Annotated in this window: 20 protein-coding genes and 7 tRNA genes; 2 read left to right on the top strand and 25 right to left on the bottom strand. The window is 58.2% G+C overall.

What is annotated here, in order from left to right; all coding sequences use genetic code 11:
• Window positions 1-20 precede the first annotated feature (20 nt).
• The 6 genes from rlmH to leuS all read right to left on the bottom strand — a co-directional run bounded on the left by rlmH (window position 21) and on the right by leuS (window position 5,865).
• Entirely contained in the window at window positions 21-491 is a 471-nt protein-coding gene (rlmH, locus tag ASF13_RS18880; protein ID WP_056240011.1) for a 23S rRNA (pseudouridine(1915)-N(3))-methyltransferase RlmH, read from the bottom strand.
• Between the two features lie 3 nt (window positions 492-494).
• Window positions 495-812 (bottom strand): ribosome silencing factor, encoded by a 318-nt coding sequence (rsfS, locus tag ASF13_RS18875; RefSeq protein WP_056240008.1) that lies wholly within the window; start codon window positions 810-812, stop codon window positions 495-497.
• Between the two features lie 164 nt (window positions 813-976).
• On the bottom strand, window positions 977-1,651 hold the full coding sequence (nadD, locus tag ASF13_RS18870) for a nicotinate-nucleotide adenylyltransferase (protein ID WP_056240005.1): 675 nt from the start codon (window positions 1,649-1,651) through the stop codon (window positions 977-979).
• Entirely contained in the window at window positions 1,644-2,675 is a 1,032-nt protein-coding gene (gene holA, locus ASF13_RS18865; protein ID WP_056240002.1) for a DNA polymerase III subunit delta, read from the bottom strand. Before holA ends, nadD begins: the two co-directional genes overlap by 8 nt.
• Window positions 2,672-3,268 (bottom strand): LPS assembly lipoprotein LptE, encoded by a 597-nt coding sequence (lptE, locus tag ASF13_RS18860; protein ID WP_056240000.1) that lies wholly within the window; start codon window positions 3,266-3,268, stop codon window positions 2,672-2,674. The genes holA and lptE overlap by 4 nt, the downstream gene beginning before the upstream one ends.
• A 14-nt stretch (window positions 3,269-3,282) precedes the next feature.
• The gene (leuS, locus tag ASF13_RS18855) at window positions 3,283-5,865 is read right to left on the bottom strand and encodes a leucine--tRNA ligase (RefSeq protein WP_056239998.1); all 2,583 of its coding nucleotides are present in this window, start codon (window positions 5,863-5,865) and stop codon (window positions 3,283-3,285) included.
• A gap of 217 nt (window positions 5,866-6,082) precedes the next feature.
• Here leuS and ASF13_RS18850 point away from each other — a divergent pair, with 217 nt between their 5' ends.
• Window positions 6,083-6,562, top strand: a complete 480-nt coding sequence (locus tag ASF13_RS18850; RefSeq protein ID WP_056239993.1) for a zinc ribbon-containing protein — start codon at window positions 6,083-6,085, stop codon at window positions 6,560-6,562.
• Between the two features lie 179 nt (window positions 6,563-6,741).
• On the opposite strand, the gene ASF13_RS25405 is transcribed toward ASF13_RS18850, so the two are convergent.
• From ASF13_RS25405 to miaB, 10 genes are all read right to left on the bottom strand, one after another.
• On the bottom strand, window positions 6,742-7,308 hold the full coding sequence (locus ASF13_RS25405) for a pentapeptide repeat-containing protein (RefSeq protein WP_056239992.1): 567 nt from the start codon (window positions 7,306-7,308) through the stop codon (window positions 6,742-6,744).
• Between the two features lie 528 nt (window positions 7,309-7,836).
• Window positions 7,837-8,562, bottom strand: a complete 726-nt coding sequence (locus ASF13_RS18840) for an amino acid ABC transporter ATP-binding protein (RefSeq protein WP_056239989.1) — start codon at window positions 8,560-8,562, stop codon at window positions 7,837-7,839.
• A complete protein-coding gene (gltK, locus tag ASF13_RS18835) occupies window positions 8,563-9,240 on the bottom strand; it encodes a glutamate/aspartate ABC transporter permease GltK (RefSeq protein WP_056239984.1) in 678 nt (225 codons plus the stop codon).
• Window positions 9,240-9,971 (bottom strand): amino acid ABC transporter permease, encoded by a 732-nt coding sequence (locus ASF13_RS18830; protein WP_056239980.1) that lies wholly within the window; start codon window positions 9,969-9,971, stop codon window positions 9,240-9,242. Before ASF13_RS18830 ends, gltK begins: the two co-directional genes overlap by 1 nt.
• Before the next feature lie 245 nt (window positions 9,972-10,216).
• Window positions 10,217-11,128, bottom strand: coding sequence for a glutamate/aspartate ABC transporter substrate-binding protein (locus ASF13_RS18825; protein ID WP_056239978.1), 912 nt, complete (start codon window positions 11,126-11,128; stop codon window positions 10,217-10,219).
• A 736-nt stretch (window positions 11,129-11,864) separates the two neighbouring features.
• Window positions 11,865-13,403, bottom strand: a complete 1,539-nt coding sequence (gene lnt / locus ASF13_RS18815) for an apolipoprotein N-acyltransferase (protein ID WP_056239971.1) — start codon at window positions 13,401-13,403, stop codon at window positions 11,865-11,867.
• 7 nt (window positions 13,404-13,410) lie between these two features.
• Window positions 13,411-14,289 (bottom strand): CNNM family magnesium/cobalt transport protein CorC, encoded by an 879-nt coding sequence (gene corC / locus ASF13_RS18810; protein WP_056239969.1) that lies wholly within the window; start codon window positions 14,287-14,289, stop codon window positions 13,411-13,413.
• 113 nt (window positions 14,290-14,402) lie between these two features.
• Complete coding sequence (gene ybeY, locus ASF13_RS18805) at window positions 14,403-14,870, bottom strand: rRNA maturation RNase YbeY (RefSeq protein ID WP_056239967.1); 468 nt, start codon at window positions 14,868-14,870, stop codon at window positions 14,403-14,405.
• On the bottom strand, window positions 14,867-15,928 hold the full coding sequence (locus tag ASF13_RS18800) for a PhoH family protein (protein WP_056239962.1): 1,062 nt from the start codon (window positions 15,926-15,928) through the stop codon (window positions 14,867-14,869). Before ASF13_RS18800 ends, ybeY begins: the two co-directional genes overlap by 4 nt.
• A 202-nt stretch (window positions 15,929-16,130) precedes the next feature.
• On the bottom strand, window positions 16,131-17,555 hold the full coding sequence (gene miaB / locus ASF13_RS18795; RefSeq protein WP_056239960.1) for a tRNA (N6-isopentenyl adenosine(37)-C2)-methylthiotransferase MiaB: 1,425 nt from the start codon (window positions 17,553-17,555) through the stop codon (window positions 16,131-16,133).
• A 205-nt stretch (window positions 17,556-17,760) separates the two neighbouring features.
• On the opposite strand from miaB, the gene ubiF reads away from it, so the two are divergent.
• The gene (gene ubiF / locus ASF13_RS18790; RefSeq protein WP_056239957.1) at window positions 17,761-18,939 is read left to right on the top strand and encodes a 3-demethoxyubiquinol 3-hydroxylase; all 1,179 of its coding nucleotides are present in this window, start codon (window positions 17,761-17,763) and stop codon (window positions 18,937-18,939) included.
• A 242-nt stretch (window positions 18,940-19,181) separates the two neighbouring features.
• On the opposite strand, the gene ASF13_RS18785 is transcribed toward ubiF, so the two are convergent.
• The 9 genes from ASF13_RS18785 to ASF13_RS18745 all read right to left on the bottom strand — a co-directional run bounded on the left by ASF13_RS18785 (window position 19,182) and on the right by ASF13_RS18745 (window position 23,333).
• Window positions 19,182-19,256: transfer RNA gene (locus ASF13_RS18785), tRNA-Gln, on the bottom strand.
• Window positions 19,257-19,324: 68 nt separating this feature from the next.
• Window positions 19,325-19,399: transfer RNA gene (locus ASF13_RS18780), tRNA-Gln, on the bottom strand.
• A gap of 7 nt (window positions 19,400-19,406) precedes the next feature.
• Window positions 19,407-19,483, bottom strand: a tRNA-Met gene (locus ASF13_RS18775).
• 37 nt (window positions 19,484-19,520) lie between these two features.
• A tRNA-Gln gene (locus ASF13_RS18770) sits at window positions 19,521-19,595 on the bottom strand.
• 51 nt (window positions 19,596-19,646) lie between these two features.
• Window positions 19,647-19,721: transfer RNA gene (locus ASF13_RS18765), tRNA-Gln, on the bottom strand.
• Window positions 19,722-19,744: 23 nt separating this feature from the next.
• Window positions 19,745-19,829: transfer RNA gene (locus ASF13_RS18760), tRNA-Leu, on the bottom strand.
• A gap of 11 nt (window positions 19,830-19,840) precedes the next feature.
• Window positions 19,841-19,917: transfer RNA gene (locus ASF13_RS18755), tRNA-Met, on the bottom strand.
• 218 nt (window positions 19,918-20,135) lie between these two features.
• A complete protein-coding gene (gene asnB, locus ASF13_RS18750) occupies window positions 20,136-21,800 on the bottom strand; it encodes an asparagine synthase B (protein ID WP_056239954.1) in 1,665 nt (554 codons plus the stop codon).
• Window positions 21,801-22,103: 303 nt separating this feature from the next.
• Window positions 22,104-23,333, bottom strand: coding sequence for an N-acetylglucosamine repressor (locus tag ASF13_RS18745; protein WP_056239951.1), 1,230 nt, complete (start codon window positions 23,331-23,333; stop codon window positions 22,104-22,106).

Here is a 23,333-nt window from a genome sequence, read left to right as displayed (position 1 = left end):
TGTCCGGTTAGTCCTGGCCGTTATTCACGGTGATAAGGATGATTCGCAGTAATGCTCCATGCACGATACAAACTCTCTGCAACCAGCACGCGTACCAGCGGATGGGGCAGGGTCAGCGCTGAGAGTGACCAGCTTTGCTCCGCCGCGGCCTTGCAGGCGGGTGACAGGCCTTCCGGGCCGCCGATAAACAGGCTGACGTCGCGGCCATCCTGCTTCCAGCGCTCCAGCTGGCTGGCGAGCTGTGGGGTTTCCCACGGCTGGCCGGGAATATCGAGGGTCACGATGCGGTTACCTTTACCAGCGGCAGCCAGCATCAGTTCGCCCTCTTTTTCCAGAATACGTTTAATATCCGCATTCTTACCGCGCTTGCCGGCGGGAACTTCAACCAGCTCGAACGGCATATCTTTCGGAAACCGGCGCAGGTATTCCATAAAACCGGTCTGGACCCAGTCGGGCATTTTGGTGCCAACGGCAACCAGCTGCAGCTTCACGGCTTAACTCCAGAGCTTTTCCAGTTCGTAGAGCTGACGGCTCTCTTCCTGCATAACGTGCAGGATCACTTCACCGAGATCGACGACCACCCAGTCAGCGGCGGCACGGCTGTCGACGCCGAACGGCTTCAGGCCGGCCTGGCGTGCTTCCTGCACCACATTTTCGGCAATCGCCACCACGTGACGGGTAGACGTACCGGTACAGATCACCATGCAGTCGGTGATGCTTGATTTACCCTGAACGTCGATGATCACGATGTCCTGAGCTTTGAGATCGTCAGCTTTATCAACGACGAAGTCTTGGAGTGCTTTACCTTGCAAAAGGTTCCCCCTTGGGATTTTGAGTACGCAGGGTTATCGCACAGTTGTCACCGAAGTGAAAAACGATAACCGTAACATGATGTATCGGCTCTTTACCTGCGCGCGACCTGATGACGCTGGCACGGCGGCGGAAAAAGCGGTGAACCGGGCAGCAGCCCGAAAAATTAGCGGCGCAGTGTATCACGCGTAGCGGGATTCCGATACAGACCCTCGCGATCGATATAGTCGCTGACCGCCTGAGGGAGCAGATCCTGGTCTGAACGGCCCTGATGGCGGCGCTGGCGGATCTCCGTGGCGGAAATGGCAATCTGTGGCGTGTCGGCGAGAAAGACCCGGCCGGCCGGGCGGTTGTGCAGTTCTGCCGCATCAGCGGCGAGGTGTTGATCCAGCCAGCGCTGCATTTCCGCATCCGGCATGCGGGTAGCGTAGCCGGGGCGCTGGCACACCAGCAGGTGGCACACCGACAGCAGTGCCTCCCAGCGGTACCACTTATGTAAGCTTAGCAGTGAATCCTGGCCAACGATAAACGCCAGCGGCTGCCGCGCGCCGCGCTCGGCGCGCAGCTCGGTCAGGGTATCAAGGGTATACGACGGGGTGCTGCGCTGCATTTCGCGCAGGTCGAGATCGAACAGCGGGTTGCCGGCAATCGCCAGACTGACCATCGCCACGCGCTGTGCCGGGCTGGCCTCGGGCTGTGGACGGTGCGGCGGCACGTTGTTTGGCAGCAGTGTGACTTTACTCAGCCCGACCTGGGCGGCCAGCGCCTCGACCGGCCGCAGGTGGCCGTAGTGGATCGGGTCAAAGGTGCCGCCGAACAGCGCGTGCAGGGCTTCAGACATCGTCAAATCCTGCCGGAAACGCCGGATTGCACAGCAGCAGCGACAGCGTTTCCAGCTCGCTCCACACCGAACGGCCGTAATCCTGCTTGAGGGTCAGTTCGATACGTGCCAGCAGCCGCACCGCCTCGCGCAGCCGTGCGCCAGACAGCCGTTCCAGCGCGCTGCTGAACAGCGTCCGGCGGTTTTGCCAGACGCGCTGCTGATCGAACAGCGTGCGCAGCGGCGTCTGCGCCTGCTGGCGCTGCAGGTTGACCAGCAGCAGCAGATCGCGCTGCAGGGTGCGCAGCAGGATCACCGGTTCGCTCTCTTCCGAGCGCATCTGATGCAGGATGTGCAGCGAACGTTTGCCCTTGCCGGCCAGCAGCGCATCAACCCAGTGAAACGGAGTGAAATGGGCTGCGTCGTTTACCGCCTGTTCAACCCGCGGCAGGGTCAGCTTGCCGTCGGGCCACAGCAACGACAGCCGCTCCAGCGCCTGCGCCAGCGCCAGCAGATTGCCTTCATAGCAGTAACAGAGCAGCTGGTTGGCCGCGTCGTCCAGCTGCAGCTGCAGTTTTTTTGCACGGGTGCTGACCCAGCGCGGCAACTGCGCCTGTTCCGGCGTCTGGCAGGGCACCAGCACGCCGTTCTGGCTTAGCGCCTTGTACCAGGCGCTGTTCTCCTGGGCTTTGGTGAGTTTACCGGTGCGCAGCACCAGCAAAATATCCGGGTGCAGCAGGGTTCCGAGGGTCAGTAACTGCTCGCTCATCGCGGCAGTGGGGCCGTTATCCGGCAGAATAAGCAGCAGCGTCTGGCGGCTGGCAAACAGGCTTAACGACTGGCAGAGTGAAAAAATATCATCCCAGTCGGTGCCCGCTTCCAGCGTCACGCTGAAGTGTTCGGTAAAGCCCTGCTGCTGCGCGGCGGCCCGGATCGCATCCTGGGCTTCCTGCAGCAGCAGCGGCTCGCTACCGTGCAATAAGTAGCAGGCGCGCAGCCCCTCACGGAGCTGCGCGCCTAGCTGTTCAGGGTAAATCCTGATCATCGGCTGTAAGAACTGTCCGTTACGGCGTTGGCCGCCGGCAGTTTGTCCATCGCCGAAGGGACGTGATCCTGCGTATTGATCGCCGCGTCATTTTCCGCCGCATGCACCGTCAGCAACTTGCGCACCAGCTGCTGGGCAGCCAGAGTACGCATCTCACCGACGATAATCTGCTGCTCGGAATCTTTTGCCAGCGCGGCCAGCGGGTTATCGAAGAATGAGCGATAGACCGTGGTGCTGATCGGGTAGATGCCTTTATTCGGCACCAGTACCTGAGCGTTTACCACCATCATCATCGAGTACTCTGCGGTTTTCCCGTCCTGGAAAACCGAGGCAGAATCACGGCTGATGCTTTCGGCCTGCAGACGCAGTGATGGCACATCGGTCCGCGCGTCTGAGTCGTCAACCACCTTCACGTTATTCAGGCGCAGTTGTTCACGTACCGAACGCGCCAGCGGCCCGTAAGGGTCAGACGTGTCCAGCCGCAGCGTTTTCATTTCCGGCGGCACCGAGGTGGTGCCACGCAGGTGATAACCACAGCCGGCGGTGACCAGCACCGCCAGCGTGAACAGCAGAGAGACTATCGGATGTCGCACAATTCCTCCTGACATCAACCCACAACCAGGTTCAGCAGCTTGCCCTGGACGTAAATGACTTTGCGAACGGTCACGCCGTCGAGATACTTGGCGACCAGATGCTCCTGTGCCGCCCGCGCCTGTACGGCTTCCTGCGTGGCATCGGCCGCGACGGTAATTTTGCCGCGCACCTTGCCATTCACCTGTACCACCACCAGCACCGACTCTTCGACCATCGCCGCTTCATCAGCCTGTGGCCATGCAGCGTTATCGATCTCACCAGCACCGCCCAGCGCCTGCCACAGGGCAAAGCTGGCGTGCGGGGTAAACGGATACAGCATCCGCACCACCGCCAGCAGCGCTTCCTGCATCAGCGCGCGATCCTGTTCGCTCTCCTGCGGCGCGCGCAGGAGCTTGTTCATCAGTTCCATAATCGCCGCGATCGCGGTGTTAAAGGTCTGACGGCGGCCGATATCATCGGACACTTTGCTGATGGTTTTATGCAGATCGCGACGCAGCGCCTGCTGGTCTTCAGTAAGCGTAGCAACATCCAGCGGTTGGGTAGCCCCTTTCTCAGTATGTTCGAACACCAGACGCCAGACGCGCTTCATAAAGCGGTTCGCGCCTTCCACACCGGACTCCTGCCACTCGAGGGTCATATCGGCCGGTGAAGCAAACATCATAAACAGACGCACGGTATCCGCGCCGTAACGTTCAACCATCACCTGCGGGTCGATGCCGTTGTTTTTCGACTTCGACATTTTGCTCATGCCGGCGTAGACCAGCTCGTGGCCTTCTGCGTCGCTGGCTTTGGTAATGCGGCCTTTCTCGTCGCGCTCAACGGTGACGTCAACCGGAGAGACCCAGTTACGTTCGCCGCTGGTGCCGGTGTAGTAGAAGGCGTCAGCCAGGACCATGCCCTGGCACAGCAGGCGTTTGGCCGGCTCGTCAGAGGTCACCAGGCCGGCGTCGCGCAGCAACTTATGGAAGAAGCGGAAGTAGAGCAGGTGCATAATCGCATGCTCAATGCCGCCGACGTACTGATCGACCGGCAGCCAGTAGTTCGCCGCCGCAGGATCCAGCATGCCTTTATCAAAGTCCGGACAGGTGTAGCGGGCGTAGTACCAGGAGGACTCCATAAAGGTGTCGAAGGTATCGGTCTCACGCAGCGCCGGCTGGCCGTTAACGGTGGTCTTCGCCCACTCCGGGTCAGCTTTGATCGGGCTGCTGATGCCGTCCATCACCACGTCTTCCGGCAGGATCACCGGCAGCTGGTCTTCCGGCGTTGGCATCACGGTGCCGTCTTCCAGGGTTACCATCGGAATCGGTGCGCCCCAGTAGCGCTGACGGGAAACGCCCCAGTCGCGCAGGCGGTAGTTCACCTTGCGCTCGCCAACGCCTTTCTCTGCCAGTTTACTGGCGATGGCGTTGAAGCCCTCTTCGAACGAGAGGCCGTCGAATTCGCCTGAGTTAAACAGTACGCCTTTCTCGGTCATCGCGGCTTCGCTCAGATCCGGGGCAGTGCCGTCGGCGGCCAGGATCACCGGCTTGATCAGCAGATCGTATTTGGTGGCGAACTCCCAGTCGCGCTGGTCGTGGCCAGGCACGGCCATTACCGCACCGGTGCCGTACTCCATCAGCACGAAGTTAGCTACCCAGACAGGCACGGCTTCGCCGGTCAGCGGATGCACCGCCGACAGGCCGGTGGCCATGCCTTTTTTCTCCATAGTAGCCATTTCTGCTTCGGCAACTTTGGTGTTACGGCACTCGGCGATAAAATCGGCCAGCGCCGGGTTAGACGCAGCAGCCTGCGCCGCCAGCGGGTGACCCGCCGCTACCGCCAGGTAGGTGACGCCCATAAAGGTGTCCGGGCGGGTGGTGTAGACGCGCAGCGTCTCTTCGCTGTCGGTGACGTTAAACTCGATTTCCACCCCTTCAGAGCGGCCAATCCAGTTGCGCTGCATGGTCTTAACCTGCTCAGGCCAGCTCTCCAGCGTATCCAGGTCGTTCAGCAGTTCGTCGGCGTAGTCGGTGATTTTGATAAACCACTGCGGGATCTCTTTACGCTCAACCTTGGTGTCGCAGCGCCAGCAGCAGCCGTCGATCACCTGCTCGTTGGCCAGCACGGTCAGATCGTGCGGGCACCAGTTCACCGCAGAGGTCTTTTTGTAGACCAGGCCTTTCTCATACAGCTTAGTGAAGAACCACTGTTCCCAGCGGTAGTACTCCGGCTGACAGGTGGCCAGCTCGCGGCTCCAGTCATAGCCAAAGCCCAGCAGCTTCAGCTGGTTCTTCATGTAGTCGATGTTGGCGTAGGTCCACGGGGCCGGCGCGGTGTTGTTCTTCACCGCCGCGCCTTCTGCCGGCAGGCCGAAGGCATCCCAGCCGATTGGCTGCAGTACGTTTTTACCCAGCATGCGCTGGTAACGGGAAATCACGTCGCCGATGGTGTAGTTACGCACGTGGCCCATATGCAGGCGGCCGGAAGGGTAGGGCAGCATCGAGAGGCAGTAGTACTTCTCTTTACCTTCGTCTTCGGTCACTTTAAACGTTTGCTGCTCATCCCAGTGCTGCTGTACATGGGATTCTATCTCTTCCGGGCGATATTGCTCTTGCATGGTGGCCAGTAGTCCTTTGTAGAAACTTTTTTCGTGTTCATTCAGATCCGCATAGCATAGCTGATCCCGCCCCGCCCCAACAACACTAAGCGGACCAACGGGCGGCATTTCTCTACAGGCTGGAAGCCGGGCTGCAAAATCGGTGGTGAAAATAAGGCAAAAGGCAGGTAGCGACTAAACTGAGAGGAAACGCCATCGTTATCAATAAGGAGAGTCTATGAACAAGGTTGCTCAGTACTACCGTGAGCTGGTGTCGTCGCTGACCACGCGCCTTGAGCGTGGTGAACGCGATATTGATGCGCTGGTGGAGAGCGCCCGCCAGCGCATGCAGAACCGCGGCGAACTGACTCGCCACGAAATTGATGATGTGACGCGCGCGGTGCGCCGCGACCTGGAGGAGTTCGCCCGCAGCTACGAGGAAGAACAACCGCTTAGCGACAGCGTATTTATGCGGGTGATCAGCCAGAGCCTGTGGAAAGAACTTGCGGACATTACCGATAAGAGCCAGCTGGAGTGGCGCGAGGTGTTTCAGGATCTCAACCACCACGGCGTTTACCAGAGCGGAGAAGTGGTCGGCCTCGGCAATCTGGTGTGTGAGCAGTGTCAGTTTACCCGCGCGATCTACACGCCGGAAACCCTGACCCGCTGCCCGGAGTGCGGCCACGATCAGTTTGTGCGTCAGCCGTTTTCACCGTAATGACGGATCAAGGGTAACGCGGAGCCAGGCTGGCCTGGTTCCGGTGCGGACAGTACAGCATTTTCGGCAGAAACGCTGTTGCCCTGTCAGAATTTGATGGATACGTTCACTGAATCTGAGTTGCGATGTTTAGCGTGCGCACAACCCTACGCAAATGGAGCAAAAATTCTTACTAAAAATCATCCGGCAATGAAGATTTTCATCCTTTTCAGAATCTTATTCGCTGCGTCCTGAGGCAACGTAATACCCACTACGGTGTTTATTTCGTGATTGATGTCAAGCCCTTCTGTTTCAGAGAAGTCACAGTAGCTCAGGTTTACGCGACGAAACTCAGAATACGAAAAATGAGAGTTCGTAAAATTGCTTTTCTTTAGATTACAATCTGCGAAAGAGCACTCTCTGAAAGAGCAGTTACTGAAGGTGCTTTTCTGTAAATCCATATTGAAAAAATCAACGAGGTTAAGCCTGCAGTTGTAAAAAGAAACCGAGTGAGGAAATGATATGTTATCAAATGAAGTTCCCTGAATGAAACAGTTGCGAAAGATAACATCATTTATTCTAAGAAATGAGTGGCTTATCTGTTTAAATGAGCAATCATTAAAACTGCAGTTCTCAAACTCATTGTTACGTAAGAGGAGGTTTTCAAATGTACAATCTGTAAAGTTACATCTCACAAACGTCCGGTTTTGACTCAACACCTCCCTGGCTCGCAGGCCTGTGTAAGTTTTTTGCAAATGCTCAGTCATTATTTCCTCCTGGTTATCACCTCGTTGATGAAAGCATCTTCCTGACTCAGGCTGTTTTCCTCTTTCTAAGGCCCGGCCAATCAAAAATGTAGATGAGATTAAATATTAGTCACGCGGCATTGGGCTTGATTATGGTTTTAGTTTTACATGAAAGTATATTATCGATGTTTTACCCGCCTGTTAGTACACCTAAGGGTGCTTTTTTCGCTGTTAGTGCTTATTACGTATCGACGTTTGATGTTGATTGAAAATTACATTTTTCAGGAGTTTGAATTGTTATTTCTGATGCGGTTACCTGTATCAGGCATTATCAGCCTGTTATGAAGAAACCTCACGCTGTAAAAACATAAAAATGAGTGAGGAAATAGTGTGATGGGTGATTAACCAGCAGCGGCATCGTTCAACGATGCTGCTGCTGGAATGTTGATGCGATAAGTCATGATGATAATTTCAGGCTTATCAAACGGCTGCATAATCGCTGCTAACAAGATGATTTATGATTTCATCATGTTAAGCTCATCCTTCGGCTTAATGCAGGATTTTCGCCAGGAAATCTTTCGCCCGTTCGGACTGCGGGTTGTTAAAGAACTCATCTTTCGGTGAGTCCTCAACGATTTTACCCTCGTCCATAAAGATCACCCGGTTGGCCACCTTGCGGGCAAAGCCCATTTCGTGGGTTACCACCATCATGGTCATGCCTTCGTTGGCCAGTTCGACCATTACGTCGAGCACCTCGTTGATCATCTCCGGATCGAGCGCCGAGGTCGGCTCATCAAACAGGATAGCGATCGGATCCATGCACAGCGCGCGGGCAATCGCCACGCGCTGCTGCTGGCCGCCAGAGAGCTGGCCGGGGAATTTGTTGGCGTGCGCGGCAAGGCCAACGCGCTCCAGCAGCTTCAGCCCCTTCTGCTTTGCCTCTTCTTTATTACGCTTTAATACCTTGACCTGCGCCAGCGTCAGGTTGTCGACGATGGATATATGCGGGAACAGCTCAAAGTGCTGAAACACCATGCCGACCCGCGAGCGCAGCTTCGCCAGATTGGTGCGCTTGTCGTTGACGGCGGTGCCGTCGACTTCAATGGTGCCCTGCTGCACCGGCTCCAGGCCGTTAACGGTTTTGATCAGGGTGGATTTGCCGGAGCCGGACGGGCCGCACACCACCACCACTTCGCCTTTTTTCACTTCGGTCGAGCAGTCGGTCAGCACCTGAAATTGACCATACCACTTAGAAACATTTTTCAGGGAAATCATTTATGCCGTCCTTTTTTTCTTTAAATGGCTGACCAGCAGCGAAGCGCTAAGGCTGATAACAAAGTAGATTGCGCCGGCAAACAGCACCATTTCGATCTCTGTACCGTTATTGATGCCGATGGTGTCGGCGGTACGGAAGAAGTCCGCCAGGCTGAGCACGTAGACCAGCGAGGTATCCTGGAACAGCACGATGCCCTGGGTGAGCAGCAGCGGCACCATGGCGCGGAACGCCTGCGGCAGGATCACCAGCTGCATCGACTGCCACTGGGTCATGCCCAGCGCCAGCGCGGCGTTACCCTGACCGCGGGCGATGCTGAGGATGCCGGCACGAATAATTTCGGAGTAGTAGGCGGCTTCAAACAGCGAGAAGGCCACCATCGCCGAGATCAGACGAATATCGGTCTTCGGCGACAGCCCCAGCACCTGCTGCAGGAAGCTTGGCACCACCAGATAGAACCACAGCAGCACCATCACCAGCGGCACCGAGCGGAACAGGTTGACGTACAGGCGGGCGAACCAGCTGATCGGTTTAAAGCTGGAAAGGCGCATCACCGCCAGCAGGGTGCCCCAGACGATACCGAAAATCACCGCGGTGACGGTAATCTTCAGGGTAACGAGCATCCCGTCCCACAGGTAAGGCAGGTTGGGTACGATAGTACTCCAGTCAAATTGATACATTATTTGCCCCCCGGCAGACGAACTTTGCGTTCGACCAGACTCATCAACAGCATGATCACCGCGTTAATCGCGATATAGGCGAGCGTGATGGCGGTAAATGACTCATAGGCGTGGGCCGAATAGTCCAGCAGCTTGTTGGCCTGGGCCGCCATATCCACCAGACCGATGGTCGAGGCGATGGCGGAGTTTTTCACCAGGTTCAGCATCTCGGAGGTCATCGGCGGCACGATCACCCGGTAGGCGTTAGGCAGCAGCACGTAGCGGTAGGTTTGCGGCAGCGTCAGCCCCATCGCCAGCCCGGCATTTTTCTGGCCGTAGGGCAGCGACTGGATCGCGGCACGTACCTGCTCGCAGACGCGGGCGGCGGTAAACAGACCAAGACAGAGCACCGAACAGGTAAAGAACTGAATATTCGGGTCGAGTTCGGATTTAAACCACATGCCCAGCCCTTGCGGCAGCAGCTCCGGCACCACCAGGTACCAGATAAAGAACTGCACGATCAGCGGGACGTTTCGGAACAGCTCAACGTAGCAGGTGCCGATAGCGGCCAGCAGGCGGTTAGGCACGGTGCGCAGGATGCCGAACAGTGAACCGACCAGCAGCGCGATAATCCAGGCACATACGGAGACGGCAATGGTGACCTGAAAACCAGACCACAGCCAGCCGAGATAGGTGGTGTTGCCGAAGGGGGCCTGTTGCAGGAAGATCCCCCAGTTCCAATCGATAGACATAAAAGACTCCGGTAAAAAAAGGGTAGCGACCGCTACCCTGAAGATTGATGAAAGGCCCTTGCGTAACCACCGGGGAACGACCGGTGACTACCTTCGCCCGACCGTATGGCGTCCGCCATATCAGCCGGGCTGGGTCTGTCCGGGCCTGTGTTCAGCAATCGTAGGGCAGCAGTGCCGCCCTTTTAGCCTGGCTGATGACCCTCTGCGTAACGCAACAGGAACACCGTGCAGGCGTGTTGTCATTATTAATTCATTGCCTTGTCGTTAGGGGCTTTAAACAGTGCCTTCATGTCGTCGGACAGTTCGAAGTCCATCGTCATGTTTTTCGGTGGGATAGGCTGCTTGAACCAGCGATCGAACCACTTAGCGGCTTCACCGGAGGTCTGCTCCTGGGCGATGGTGGTATCCAGCAGTTTTTTGAAGTCCGCATCGTCTTTACGCAGCATACAGCCGTAGGCTTCATGCGACTGTGGCGTACCGAGGATCTCCCAGTCTGACGGCTTTTTGGCTTTCGCACGTTCACCCGCCAGCAGGGCGTCATCCATCATAAATGCCACGGCGCGGCCGCTCTCCAGGGTACGGAACGAGTCACCGTGGTCTTTGGCGCTGATGATGCGCATATTCAGCTTCTGCTCATCGTTCATCTTGTTCAGCAGAATCTCAGAGGTGGTACCTGAAGTGACCACCACCGTTTTGCCTTTCAGGTCGGCGAAATCTTTAACCGGGCCGCCTTTCTTCACCAGCAGACGGGTGCCGACCACAAAGATGCTGTTAGAGAAGGACGCCTGCTTCTGGCGCTCCAGGTTGTTAGTGGTGGAGCCACATTCGAAATCGTAGGTGCCGTTCTGCAGCAGTGGAATACGGTTCTGCGAGGTGATCGGCAGGAATTTAACCTGCAGGTCCGGTTTGTTCAGCTGCTTCTTGATCGCGGCAACGATAGCGTCAGAGTAAGCCTGTGAATAGCCGACGACGTTACGCTGGTTATCGTAGTAAGAGAACGGGACGGAGGATTCACGGTGGCCGACAACGACAACGCCGTTTTTGGCAATTTTGTCCAGCGTGGCACCCTGGGCAGCCGGTGCAGCATCCTCTGCGTAAGCAACGCCTGAGGTGACGCCAGCCAGTGCAAGGCAAAGTGCCAGTTTCCGTAATGTCATGTTCCTGCTCCTGTGTGGTTTTTGGCGCCTGTAGCGCCGACGTGATGTGTGTGTTTCTGCTGTTTATCTGTTTTTATTCCAGCGTTAACGCGCGCTGTTCCTCCATAACATAGCCGAATGTTAACGGCTTGATATGAATTCTTTGTGTATTTGCGAGGCATGCCGCACCACTCGGGGGCGAAAAAAGATCGACTGCTCAAAAATGGTGCATCACCTGCACTCTGATGAGGCAAAAAGTCTTTCACCGCAGGCGGATGCCAGGCCAGCGTGCGTTTCTACAGAAATATTTTGCAATCATCGTGCCAACGGCGGTTTTTTAACAGAAATGCAGCATAAGCTGCCCGGCAGGCAGGCAGGCAGGCAGGCAGGCAGGCAGGCAGGCAGGCAGGCAGGCAGGCAGGAGGCAGGCAGGCAGGCAGGCAGGCAGGCAGGCAGGCAGGCAGGCAGGCAGGCAGGCAGGCAGGCAGGCAGGCAGGCAGGCAGGCAAGACAGGCAAGACAGGCAAGGCAAGGCAAGGCAGATTCGGCGGTAGCGTGGGGGAGGGCGATATCCTTGAGAGTGCCGCTCCGGTGTTATTTACGGAATCCGGTGTTATTTACGGAATAATGACGTCTGTCGTGAGAAGAGAGGTGGCCGTCGTGCGGCGTTTATGAGCAGGAGATCGCGCGCGTATTTCGGCAATCAGCAAAACAGCCGGCGGACAATCCCTTGCCCCCGGCGATGCAGCGGATACAGATTACATCCGGCGGCGCGAGCGCCACGCCATCAGCGAGCCGGCGGCGGCCAGCAGCAGCGACAGCAACCAGACTCCCCCGTTGCCGATACGGGCATACGGCGTCAGCCCGCTGGTGGGGGTGACCTTAGCCGCCAGCACGCCGGCTTCAAACTGCGGGATGGTCTGCGCAATGTTGCCGCTGGCGTCGACCACCGCCGTTACGCCGTTATTGGTGCTGCGCAGCAGCGGGCGGCCCAGCTCCAGTGCACGCATCTGCGCCATCTGCAGATGCTGCCACGGGCCGATCGAGTGGCCGAACCAGGCATCGTTCGAGATGGTCAGCAGGAAGTTGGTGTCCGGGCGGAAGTTATCGCGCACCTGCTGACCGAGCACGATCTCATAACAGATCGCGGCGGTCAGGTTGTAACCGGCCACCTGCAGCTGTGGCTGCACGTAGCTGCCGCGGCTGAACGAGGACATCGGCAGGTCGAAGAACGGTGCCAGCGGGCGCAGCAGCGACTCCAGCGGCACGAACTCGCCAAACGGCACCAGATGGTTCTTCTGGTAACGGTTGCCGCTGAAGTAGTTATACGGCTGCGGGCCACCGAGCACGATAATCGAGTTGTAGTCGTGGTAGCGGTTCGCTTCCAGCCGCGAATCGACGATGCCGGTGATCAGGCTGCTGCCGGCGGCGCGCAGCTGCGCATCCACCGTCTTCAGGAACGGCTGCTGATTGGTCTCCAGATCCGGGATGGCGGATTCCGGCCAGATAATGATTGGTGCTTTGCCCAGGTACGGGCGGCTGAGCGTGGCGTAAGTGTTCAGGGTGGTGACCAGATGGTTCGGGTCCCACTTCAGCGACTGGGCGATATTGCCCTGCACCAGCGCAACCTCCACCGCCCGTTCCGGCAGCGGCGTAAACCAGTTTACCAGCCGCAGCGGCCAGGGCAGCGCCAGCAGCGCCAGCGCGGCGACGGCAGCCGCCGCACGGCGGTGGATCGCGGCGTAAACCGCCAGCCCGGCAATCACCATCAGCAGCAGGGTGATCCCCTCTACGCCGACCAGCGGAGCCAGCCCTTTTAGCGGGCCGTTAATCTGGCTGTAACCAAACTGCAGCCACGGGAAACCGGTCAGGATCCAGCCGCGCAGGAACTCGGTGATTTGCCACAGCACCGGTGCCGCCACCGCCAGGCGCAGCAGCGAGGCGCGCGGCAGCAGGCGGTTGAGCAGTGCGGTAAACAGCATTGGGTAGAGCGACAGGTAAGCGGCCAGCAGCACCACCAGGAAGATATTCACCGGTCCCGGCATGCCGCCAAAAGTGGCGATGCTGACGTAGACCCAGTTAATGCCGCTGCCGAACAGGCCAAAGCCCCAGGCAAAACCGATGGCGCAGGCCTGACGGGTGGTGCGGTGCAGCGTCAGCGCCTGCAGCCCGAGCAGCGAAACCAGCGCCGCGGGCCAGAAATCATAAGGTGAAAAAGAGAGGGTGCCAGCGGCACCCGTTAAAAGCGCCAGCAGCAGGCGAACCCGCTGGCGCTGAAGTAAGGAGGCAATTGCCATACGGTGATTACTCTTCCAGAGTGGGTTGCGGCGAGTTGTCCGGGATCCTGACGTGAATCTGAATGATGCGGCGGCTGTCGGCCATCGCAATCTTAAACTGGTAGCCGTCAATGGTAATGCTTTCACCGCGCGCCGGCAGATGGCCGAAGCCCTGCATCACCAGGCCGCCAATGGTGTCGACCTCTTCATCGCTGAAGTGGGTGCCGAACGCCTCGTTGAAATCTTCGATCGGCGTCAGGGCACGCAGGGTGTAGGCGTGACGGCTAAGCTGACGGATATCACTCTCTTCCTGGTCGTCGTATTCATCTTCAATTTCGCCAACGATCAGTTCAAGAATATCTTCAATGGTCACCACGCCGGAGACGCCGCCAAACTCGTCAATGACGATCGCCATGTGGTAACGCTGTGAGCGGAACTCTTTCAGCATGCGGTCAACGCGCTTGCTTTCAGGCACCACTACGGCCGGGCGGAGCACTTTCTCAATACTGAACGGTTCAGAACTGCTGCTCATAAACGGCAGCAGGTCTTTGGCCATCAGGATGCCTTCAACGTGGTCTTTGTCCTCGCTGATCACCGGGAAGCGGGAGTGGGCGGAGTCGATAATCACCGCCAGGCACTCTTCCAGCGTCTGGTTACGCCGCAGCGTGATCATCTGCGAACGCGGGATCATGATATCGCGTACGCGCTGGCCGGCGATATCCATCACCCCCTCCAGCATGTCGCGGGTATCGGGGTCGATCAGCTCGTTCTGCTCGGAATCGCGAATCAGCTCCAGCAGGTCATCACGGTTTTTCGGTTCGCCGTGGAACAGCTGGTTGAGGATCAGTGAAAAGAAGCCCTTTTTACTGGCGGGACTGTCGTTGTTCTGTGAATGGTCATCGCTCATGGCGTTTTTGAGTTTTTCTCTCTCTTAAGAAATCGGCTGCCCCGGCGGGGCAGGCGGATGGCACAGGCCCGGGTGCGGCAGAGGCCTCGCCCGGGGGGGTAGCGTGCCGCTACTTATTCTTTCTCCGAAATGTACGGATCGGCATAGCCAAGAGCAAGCATTATCTCGGTCTCCAGCGATTCCATCTCTTCGGCTTCGTCATCTTCAATATGATCATAACCCAGCAGGTGCAGGCTGCCGTGGATCACCATGTGCGCCCAGTGGGCCTCCAGCGCTTTTTCCTGATCGGCGGCTTCCTGCTCCACCACCTGACGGCAGATGATCAGGTCGCCCAGCAGCGGCAGCTCAATACCCGGCGGCGCCTCGAACGGGAACGACAGCACGTTGGTCGGCTTATCTTTAGCGCGGTAGGTGTGATTGAGCTCGCGGCTCTCTGCTTCATCGACCAGACGTACGGTGACTTCGCTCTCCGGTTGAAACTGCGGCAGCACCGCCTCCAGCCAGCGTTGAAAATCGGCTTCCGCCGGCAGGCCCTGCTCGCTGGCGCAGGCAATTTGCAGATCAAGAATAACAGAACTCATTTGCTCTCCTGTGAAGCCTGTTGCAGTGCCAGCGCTTCACGTTTACGTTCTTCGGCCTGAGCATCGCGCCGTTTCTGATCGGCGGCTTCCCAGGCTTCATAGGCGACCACAATGCGTGCCACCACCGGGTGGCGCACCACATCTTCACTGTGGAAGAAATTAAAACTCAGTTCAGGCACCCCGGAGAGCACCTCAATCGCGTGGCGCAGACCGGACTTCAGGTTGCGCGGCAGGTCAATCTGGGTGACGTCACCGGTGATCACCGCTTTGGAGTTAAAGCCGATGCGGGTCAGGAACATCTTCATCTGTTCGATGGTGGTGTTCTGGCTCTCATCGAGGATGATAAAGGCGTCGTTCAGCGTGCGGCCGCGCATATAGGCCAGCGGGGCGACTTCGATCACGTTACGTTCGATCAGCTTCTCAACGCGTTCAAAGCCGAGCATCTCAAACAGCGCGTCATACAGCGGGCGCAGGTAAGGATCGACCTTCTGACTGAGGTCGCCGGGCAGAAAGCCGAGCTTTTCACCTGCCTCAACGGCCGGGCGGGTCAGCAGGATGCGGCGGATCTCCTGGCGCTCCAGCGCGTCGACCGCCGCCGCCACCGCCAGGTAGGTTTTACCGGTACCGGCCGGGCCGATGCCGAAGGTGATGTCGTGGTCGAGAATATTGGCCACGTACTGCGCCTGGTTAGGCGTGCGCGGTTTAATCACTCCGCGTTTGGTCTTGATATGGATCGCCTTGCCGAACTCCGGCACGCTGTCGGCGGTCTGTTCCAGCACGCCGCTCTCTTTGATCGCCAGGTGGATTTGCTCCGGGTCGATATCCGGGATATGGCCGCGCACCGGGGCGGTATCCACGTAGAGATCGCGCAGAATATCGACGGCTGCATGCACGCAGAGGGCACGGCCGGTCAGTTTGAAGGCGTTATCACGACGGACAATTTCAATCCCCAGCCGGCGCTCCAGCTGCTTGATATTGTCATCAAAGGGGCCACACAGGCTGAGCAGCCGGGTGTTATCAAACGGTTCTACGCTAATTTCACGTGTTTCAATATTCAAACTAATCCTTTGGGTCACTCAGGGCCGGGTTGAGAAATTGAGGGCAGCTTACCCGCTGCACGCCACTGTCATAGTGAATTATTTATGGCACGGCGCGAAGGTGCAAGCCTCAACCGGGATATTTGGGCAGAGTGTTCAGAAAGCAAGCGCAACCCGATGAAAACTCGCGGCAAACTGCGAGGCTTGCCGCAAAAGGCGGGGCTCAGGGCTGGTGAAGGCCCACGCCGAGCTCGTTTTCCTTACGTGTACGGGCAATCACCGCGGCCGGCGTTTCGCTAAGCCGCAGCCCCATCTGTTCCTCACCGCGCAGGAAGATGCCGCGCAGCGAGTTGGCGTATACGTCGACAATCTCCACGTCGACAAACTTACCGATGTGCTCCGGGCTGCCTTCAAAGTTGACCACGCGGTTATTCTCGGTGCGACCGGAAAGCTCCATCACGTTTTTACGCGAGATGCCCTCGACCAGAATTCGCTGCACGCTGCCGAGCATCCGTCGGTTCCAGGCCAGCACCTGCTGATTGAGGCGGTCCTGCAGGATATACAGGCGCTGCTTCTTCTCGTCGTCAGAGACGTCGTCCGGCAGGTCGGCCGCTGGGGTGCCGGGGCGGGATGAGTAGATAAAGCTGTAGCTGGTATCGAAGTTGATCTCGCCGACCAGCTTCATGGTCTGCTCGAAATCGGCCTGGGTCTCGCCCGGGAAGCCGATAATAAAGTCCGAACTGATCTGAATATCCGGGCGGACCGCCCGCAGTTTGCGGATGATGGCCTTATACTCCAGCGCGGTGTGGGCGCGTTTCATCAGCGTCAGAATGCGGTCCGCGCCGCTCTGCAGCGGCAGGTGCAGGAAGCTGACCAGCTCCGGCGTATCGCCATAGACCGCGATGATATCGTCGCTGAACTCGATCGGGTGGCTGGTGGTGAAGCGAATGCGGTCGATGCCGTCGATCGCCGCCACCAGCCGCAGCAGTTCGGCAAACGAGCAGATGCCGCCGTCGAAGGTGGCACCGCGGTACGCATTTACGTTCTGCCCGAGCAGATTGACTTCACGCACGCCCTGCGCCGCCAGCTGCGCAATTTCAAATAAAACGTCGTCCGACGGGCGGCTGACCTCTTCGCCACGGGTGTAGGGCACCACGCAGAAGGTGCAGTATTTGTTACAGCCTTCCATGATCGACACGAAGGCGCTCGGGCCATCGGCGCGCGGCTCCGGCAGGCGATCAAACTTCTCGATCTCCGGAAAACTGACGTCGACTACCGGGCTGTTGCTGCCGCGTACGCGGTTGATCATCTCCGGCAGGCGGTGCAGCGTTTGCGGGCCAAAGACGATATCCACGCAGCTGGCGCGCTGGCGCAGCTTGTCACCCTCCTGCGAGGCCACGCAGCCGCCGACGCCGATAATCAGGTCGGGGCGCGCTTCTTTCAGCTTGCGCCAGCGGCCAAGCAGCGCAAAAACTTTTTCCTGGGCCTTTTCGCGAATAGAACAGGTGTTAAGCAGCAGCACGTCGGCGTCTTCCGCCTCGTCGGTCAGGGTGTAACCGTGGGTGCTGTTTAACAGGTCAGCCATTTTGGATGAGTCATACTCATTCATCTGACAGCCCCAGGTTTTGATATGCAGTTTTTTTGTCATCGACTTGCCATATGTCATGCAGAAAGAGAGGCCGGGCGCGTAGGATACGTTCACAGCCAGGCAAAACCGCCGTACGGTATGCCGTATGTGAAGGAATTTCCGGTACAATTAAGGGATATCCCCTAAGGTTGGTCAGGATAACAGAATTACCCCTGCAAAGTGTAGAGGTACCGCACGGCGGATGCTCCCGGTTGAAGGAAAAACAATGACAGAGAATAAGCATAAGGTGGACGTTGCCATCGTCGGTGGTGGCATGGTCGGCGCGGCGCTGGCCAGCGGGCTGGCGCAACAGGGCTTTAGCGTGGCGGTGCTGGAACAGCGTGAACCCACCGCGTTTGACGCCGCCAGCAACCCGGACGTGCGCATTTCCGCCATTGGCGCGGCGTCGGTGGCGCTGCTCAGGCAGCTCGGCGTCTGGCCGGACGTGCTGGCCATGCGCACGGTTCCCTACCGTCAGCTGGAGACCTGGGAGTGGCAGAGCGCAAAAGTGGCGTTTGATGCTGCCTCGCTGGGGCTGCCTGAGCTGGGCTATATGGTCGAGAACAGCGTGCTGCAGCGCGCCCTGTGGCAGCGCCTGCAGCAGCAGCCGGTGCAACTGCTGTGCCCGGCGCAGCTGCAGGATCTGCAGCCGGTTAACGGCGGCTGGCGCTTAACGCTGGCGGATGGTGAGGCGCTGGACGCGCGGCTGGTGGTGGGGGCCGACGGGGCCAATTCACAGGTGCGGCAGCTGGCGGGGATTGGCGTGCACGGCTGGAACTATGCTCAGTCCTGCATGCTGATCAGCGTACGCGGCGAGCAGGACGCCGGTGATACCACCTGGCAGCAGTTTACCCCGCAGGGGCCGCGTGCCTTCCTGCCGCTGTTTGACCGCTGGGCGTCGCTGGTGTGGTACGACAGCCCGGCGCGTATCCGCCAGCTGCAGGCGATGCCGCTGGCACAGCTGCAAAAAGAGATTCAGGCGCACTTCCCGCCGCGCCTCGGGCCGGTGGAGGTGGCAGGCCGCGGGGCCTTCCCGCTGGTGCGTCGCCACGCCTCACGCTATGTGCTGCCGGGGCTGGCGCTGGTTGGCGATGCGGCGCATACCATCAACCCGCTGGCCGGGCAGGGGGTTAACCTCGGTTACCGCGACGTGGATGCGCTGACTGGGGTGTTATGTGACTCACGCTCGCGGGCGGAGGACTGGGCGTCCGAAGCGGTGCTGCAGCGTTACCAGCGCAAACGGCGGCTGGACAACCAGCTGATGCAGAGCGGCATGGATCTGTTCTACTTTGCCTTCAGCACCCCGGCCGGGCCGTTAAAGGTGCTGCGCAACCTTGGGCTGCTGGCCGCCGAGAACTCTGGCGTGCTGAAACGTCAGGCGCTGCGTTACGCGCTGGGCCTGTAGCGCCCGGCAGAGGCTTGTGGCGTTCCGCTGCAGGTCGCTACAGGCTCCTGATCGTGCATAAGCCGGCGCAAGCCGGTTTTTTTGTGCTGCAGCGGCAGAGGATCCCCGGCAGGAAGGATTCAGTGGGCAGTGCAGAATGTCGGAACGGTAGCTGGCAGATCTGGGCAGGAGGTGCGGGTGAGCCAGAGGCTATACAAACGCCAGACGCAAAAAAGCCCGCGTAAGCGGGCTTTTTTACTGATTGGCTGGGGTGCAGGGATTCGAACCCCGGAATGCTGGTATCAGAAACCAGTGCCTTACCGCTTGGCGACACCCCAATTATCATTGCGACCGGTTAACCCGAGCGACTTGTACTTTGCGACCAAACTAACCAGCCGTCTTGATATGGCTGGGGTGCAGGGATTCGAACCCCGGAATGCTGGTATCAGAAACCAGTGCCTTACCGCTTGGCGACACCCCAATAAATTTGGTGGCTACTACGGGAATCGAACCTGTGACCCCAGCATTATGAGTGCTGTGCTCTAACCAGCTGAGCTAAGTAGCCTAAATTTACTGCGTTACTGCTTTTACTCCCTGCTGACTGGCTGGGATACCTGGATTCGAACCAGGGAATGCCGGTATCAAAAACCGGTGCCTTACCGCTTGGCGATATCCCAATGTCCGCATCACAGTCTCGTGATCAGTCAAACAGATACTTCTAAAAAAACTGGCTGGGGTACCTGGATTCGAACCAGGGAATGCCGGTATCAAAAACCGGTGCCTTACCGCTTGGCGATACCCCATCCGTGCAAGCCAACTATGGAAATGGTGCGGGAGGCGAGACTTGAACTCGCACACCTTGCGGCGCCAGAACCTAAATCTGGTGCGTCTACCAATTTCGCCACTCCCGCAAAAAAAAAGATGGTGGCTACTACGGGAATCGAACCTGTGACCCCAGCATTATGAGTGCTGTGCTCTAACCAGCTGAGCTAAGTAGCCTTCTTTTTTTGCGTAACCTTCATCGGCGTTGCGGGGCGCATTATGCGGAGTTGGCCCAAAAGCGTCAACACCTTTTTTGCCGTTTTTTGTCATAAACGTGTTGTTTGGCTGGCCTGTAACCAGTCTGGCGATTTAATCGGCGAAAACAGCGGGTATCATAAGCAAACGCAAAAAAAAACGGGCCGTCAGGCCCGTTGGTTAGTACAACATCATCTTGATTAATAAGCTGACTGGTGTACGCCGACGGCGCGGCCAGACGGGTCGTCCATGTTCCTGAACGCTTCATCCCACTCTATCGCTTTCGCCGAAGAACAGGCAACTGACGGGCCGCCAGGCACGCACTCGGCCGCGCTTGGCACCGGGAACAGTTCTTCGAAGATTTCACGGTACAGGTAGCCCTCTTTTGAGGTTGGCGTGTTGTACGCGAAACGGAAGTGGGCGGTCTGCAACTGCTGGTCGCTGACCTGCGCCGCGGCCACTTCTTTCAGGGTATCGATCCAGCTGTAGCCTACGCCGTCAGAGAACTGCTCTTTCTGACGCCAGGCGACGCTGGCCGGCAGGTAGGATTCGAAGCACTCGCGCAGGATGTGTTTTTCCATCTTGCCGTTGCTGCCGCACAGTTTGTCAGCCGGGTTGATGCGCATCGCCACGTCGAGGAACTTCTTGTCCAGGAAGGGTACGCGGGCTTCCACGCCCCAGGCAGACATCGCCTTGTTGGCACGGGCGCAGTCGAACATATGCAGCGCCTGCAGCTTACGCACGTTCTCCTCGTGGAATTCACGGGCGTTCGGCGCTTTATGGAAGTACAGGTAGCCACCGAACACTTCATCGGCACCCTCACCGGACAGCACCATCTTGATGCCCATCGCCTTAATCTTGCGGGACATCAGGTACATCGGCGTTGACGCACGGATGGTGGTCACATCATAGGTTTCGATGTGGTAGATCACATCGCGGATCGCATCGAGGCCTTCCTGCACGGTGAAGTGAATTTCATGGTGCACGGTGCCCAGGTGCTCTGCCACGGCTTTTGCCGCTTTAAGGTCCGGGGAACCTTCCAGGCCCACCGCGAAGGAGTGCAGCTGTGGCCACCAGGCCTCGCTCTTGTCATGGTCTTCCACGCGCTTCGCCGCATACTTTTTAGTGATGGCGGAGATGATCGAAGAGTCGAGACCGCCGGACAGCAGCACGCCGTAAGGCACGTCTGACATCAGGTGGCTTTTTACCGACTCTTCCAGCGCGGCTTTCAGGCCTGCTGCATCGGTGGTGTTGTTCTCTACCGCCGCATAGTCAAACCAGTCACGCTGCCAGTACTGGCGGATTTCGCCGTCGGTGCTGGAAAGGTAGCTGCCCGCCGGGAACTCTTTAATGGTACGGCAAACCGGCACCAGCGCTTTCATTTCAGAGGCGACAAACAGGTTGCCGTGCTCGTCGTTACCGGTGTACAGCGGGATAATACCGATATGGTCGCGGCCAATCAGGTACGTCTGCTTTTCGGTGTCATACAGGATAAAGGCGAACATGCCCTGCAGCTCGTCCAGGAAGTCGACGCCTTTTTCCTGGTACAGCGCCAGGATCACTTCACAGTCAGAGTCGGTCTGGAACTCATAACGATCGCTCAGCTCTGCACGCAGCGCCTGATGGTTGTAGATCTCACCGTTTACCGCCAGGACATGGGTACGGGCTGCGTTGTACAGCGGCTGTGCACCGTTGTTGACGTCGACGATCGACAGACGCTCGTGGGCGAGGATCGCGTGGTCATCGGCGTAGACGCCGGACCAGTCCGGGCCACGGTGGCGCATCAGACGGGAAAGCTCCAGCGCTTTCTTACGCAGTTCAGTGGGGTCAGTTTTCAGATCCAGTACACCAAAAATAGAACACATATACAGCTCCCTAACGACATACCTTGCGGTGGTGATGTTGTAAACATTATTGGTTTGCAGCGACGTGTATCGCCTGATGTATAAGAAAATGCGCTAACAGAGCAGGGGATGCAAGTGATTTAAGGTTTAGCTGGGAAATTGCAGGCTGGTGCGGTGGATTTATTGATGAATTGATATTTTTATAGGTTTTTTATTGTTGATTCACTAATAAATCAATAAAACGGGACAAAAACCGACCACCCGGCGATAAAAAATGCCCGCAAGGGGCGGGCATTCTAAAGGCCATGAGGGGCTAACGCGGGATTAACGCGGTTCCGCCTCCAGCAGGCGCTGCAGCAGAATGCCGTTGAGCATCGCTCGCTTGACCAGCGCAAATGCGCCAATGGCCGAACGGTGGTCGATCTCGGATCGGACGATCGGCAGATTTTTGCGGAAGTCTTTCAGCGCCTGGGTATTGATGCAGCCTTCGATCGCCGGCAGCAGCACCTTCTGCGCTTCGGTTATTTCACCGGCTACCACCACCTTCTGCGGGTTAAACAGGTTAATGGCGATGGCGATAGCTTTGCCGAGGTGACGGCCGACGTGCTCGATCACTTCGGTGGCCAGCGCGTCACCCTGGCTGGCTGCCCGACAGATCGGCTGGATCTGGCAGTCATCCAGCGTCAGGCTGCTGGGATAGCCCTGGGTCAGGAGGTGGCGCACGCGATTTTCAATCGCGCCGTTAGCGGCGATGGTCTCCAGACAGCCGAAGTTACCGCAGTGACAGCGTTCGCCCAGCGGGTCAACCTGGATATGTCCCAGTTCGCCAACGTTACCGTTGCTGCCGAGAAAAATATGGCCGTTGGCAATAATGCCGGCACCCGTTCCGCGATGCACGCGCACCAGGATGGAGTCGGCGCAATCGCGGGATGCGCCAAAATAGTGCTCTGCCAGCGCCAGGCTGCGAATATCGTGGCCGACAAAGCTGGTGACGTTAAAGCGTTTTTCCAGGCTGGCCACCAGCGGCCACGGGCCGACGTTGATGTGCGGCATATAGCGAATGATGCCGTTGTTCGGGTCGACGAGGCCGGGCAGGGTGACGGAGATGGCGATCAGCTCGCGCAGCTTGCGCTGATGCTGCTCGCAGAAGTCGGCGATGGCGGTAAACAGGGCGTTTTCCAGCGTCTCCTGGGTGCGCTGCGGCAGCGGGTGGTGCGCCTCTGCCAGGCTCTTACCGCTGAGGTCAAACAGGGTCAGGGTGGCGTCGTTACGGCCGAGGCGCACGCCGATGGTGTTAAAGCCGCGCGGTTCGGTGACGATGGAGATGGCGCGGCGACCGCCGGTGGAGGCCTGCTGATCCACCTCTTTAATCAGCCCGCGCTCGATCAGCTGACGGGTGATTTTGGTGACGCTGGCGGGCGCGAGCTGGCTGATTTCGGCAATCTGAATCCGTGAGATTGGCCCCTGCTGATCGATAAGCCGATAGACGGCCGCACTGTTTAATTGTTTAACAAGGTCAACATTTCCTATCTGTGCCAGGCCGCCAGTGCTCAT

It is taken from the genome of Erwinia sp. Leaf53, from assembly GCF_001422605.1.
GTDB lineage: Bacteria > Pseudomonadota > Gammaproteobacteria > Enterobacterales > Enterobacteriaceae > Erwinia.
Note: the sequence above shows the minus strand (reverse complement) of the source record. Positions and strands in the feature narration are given on the sequence as shown.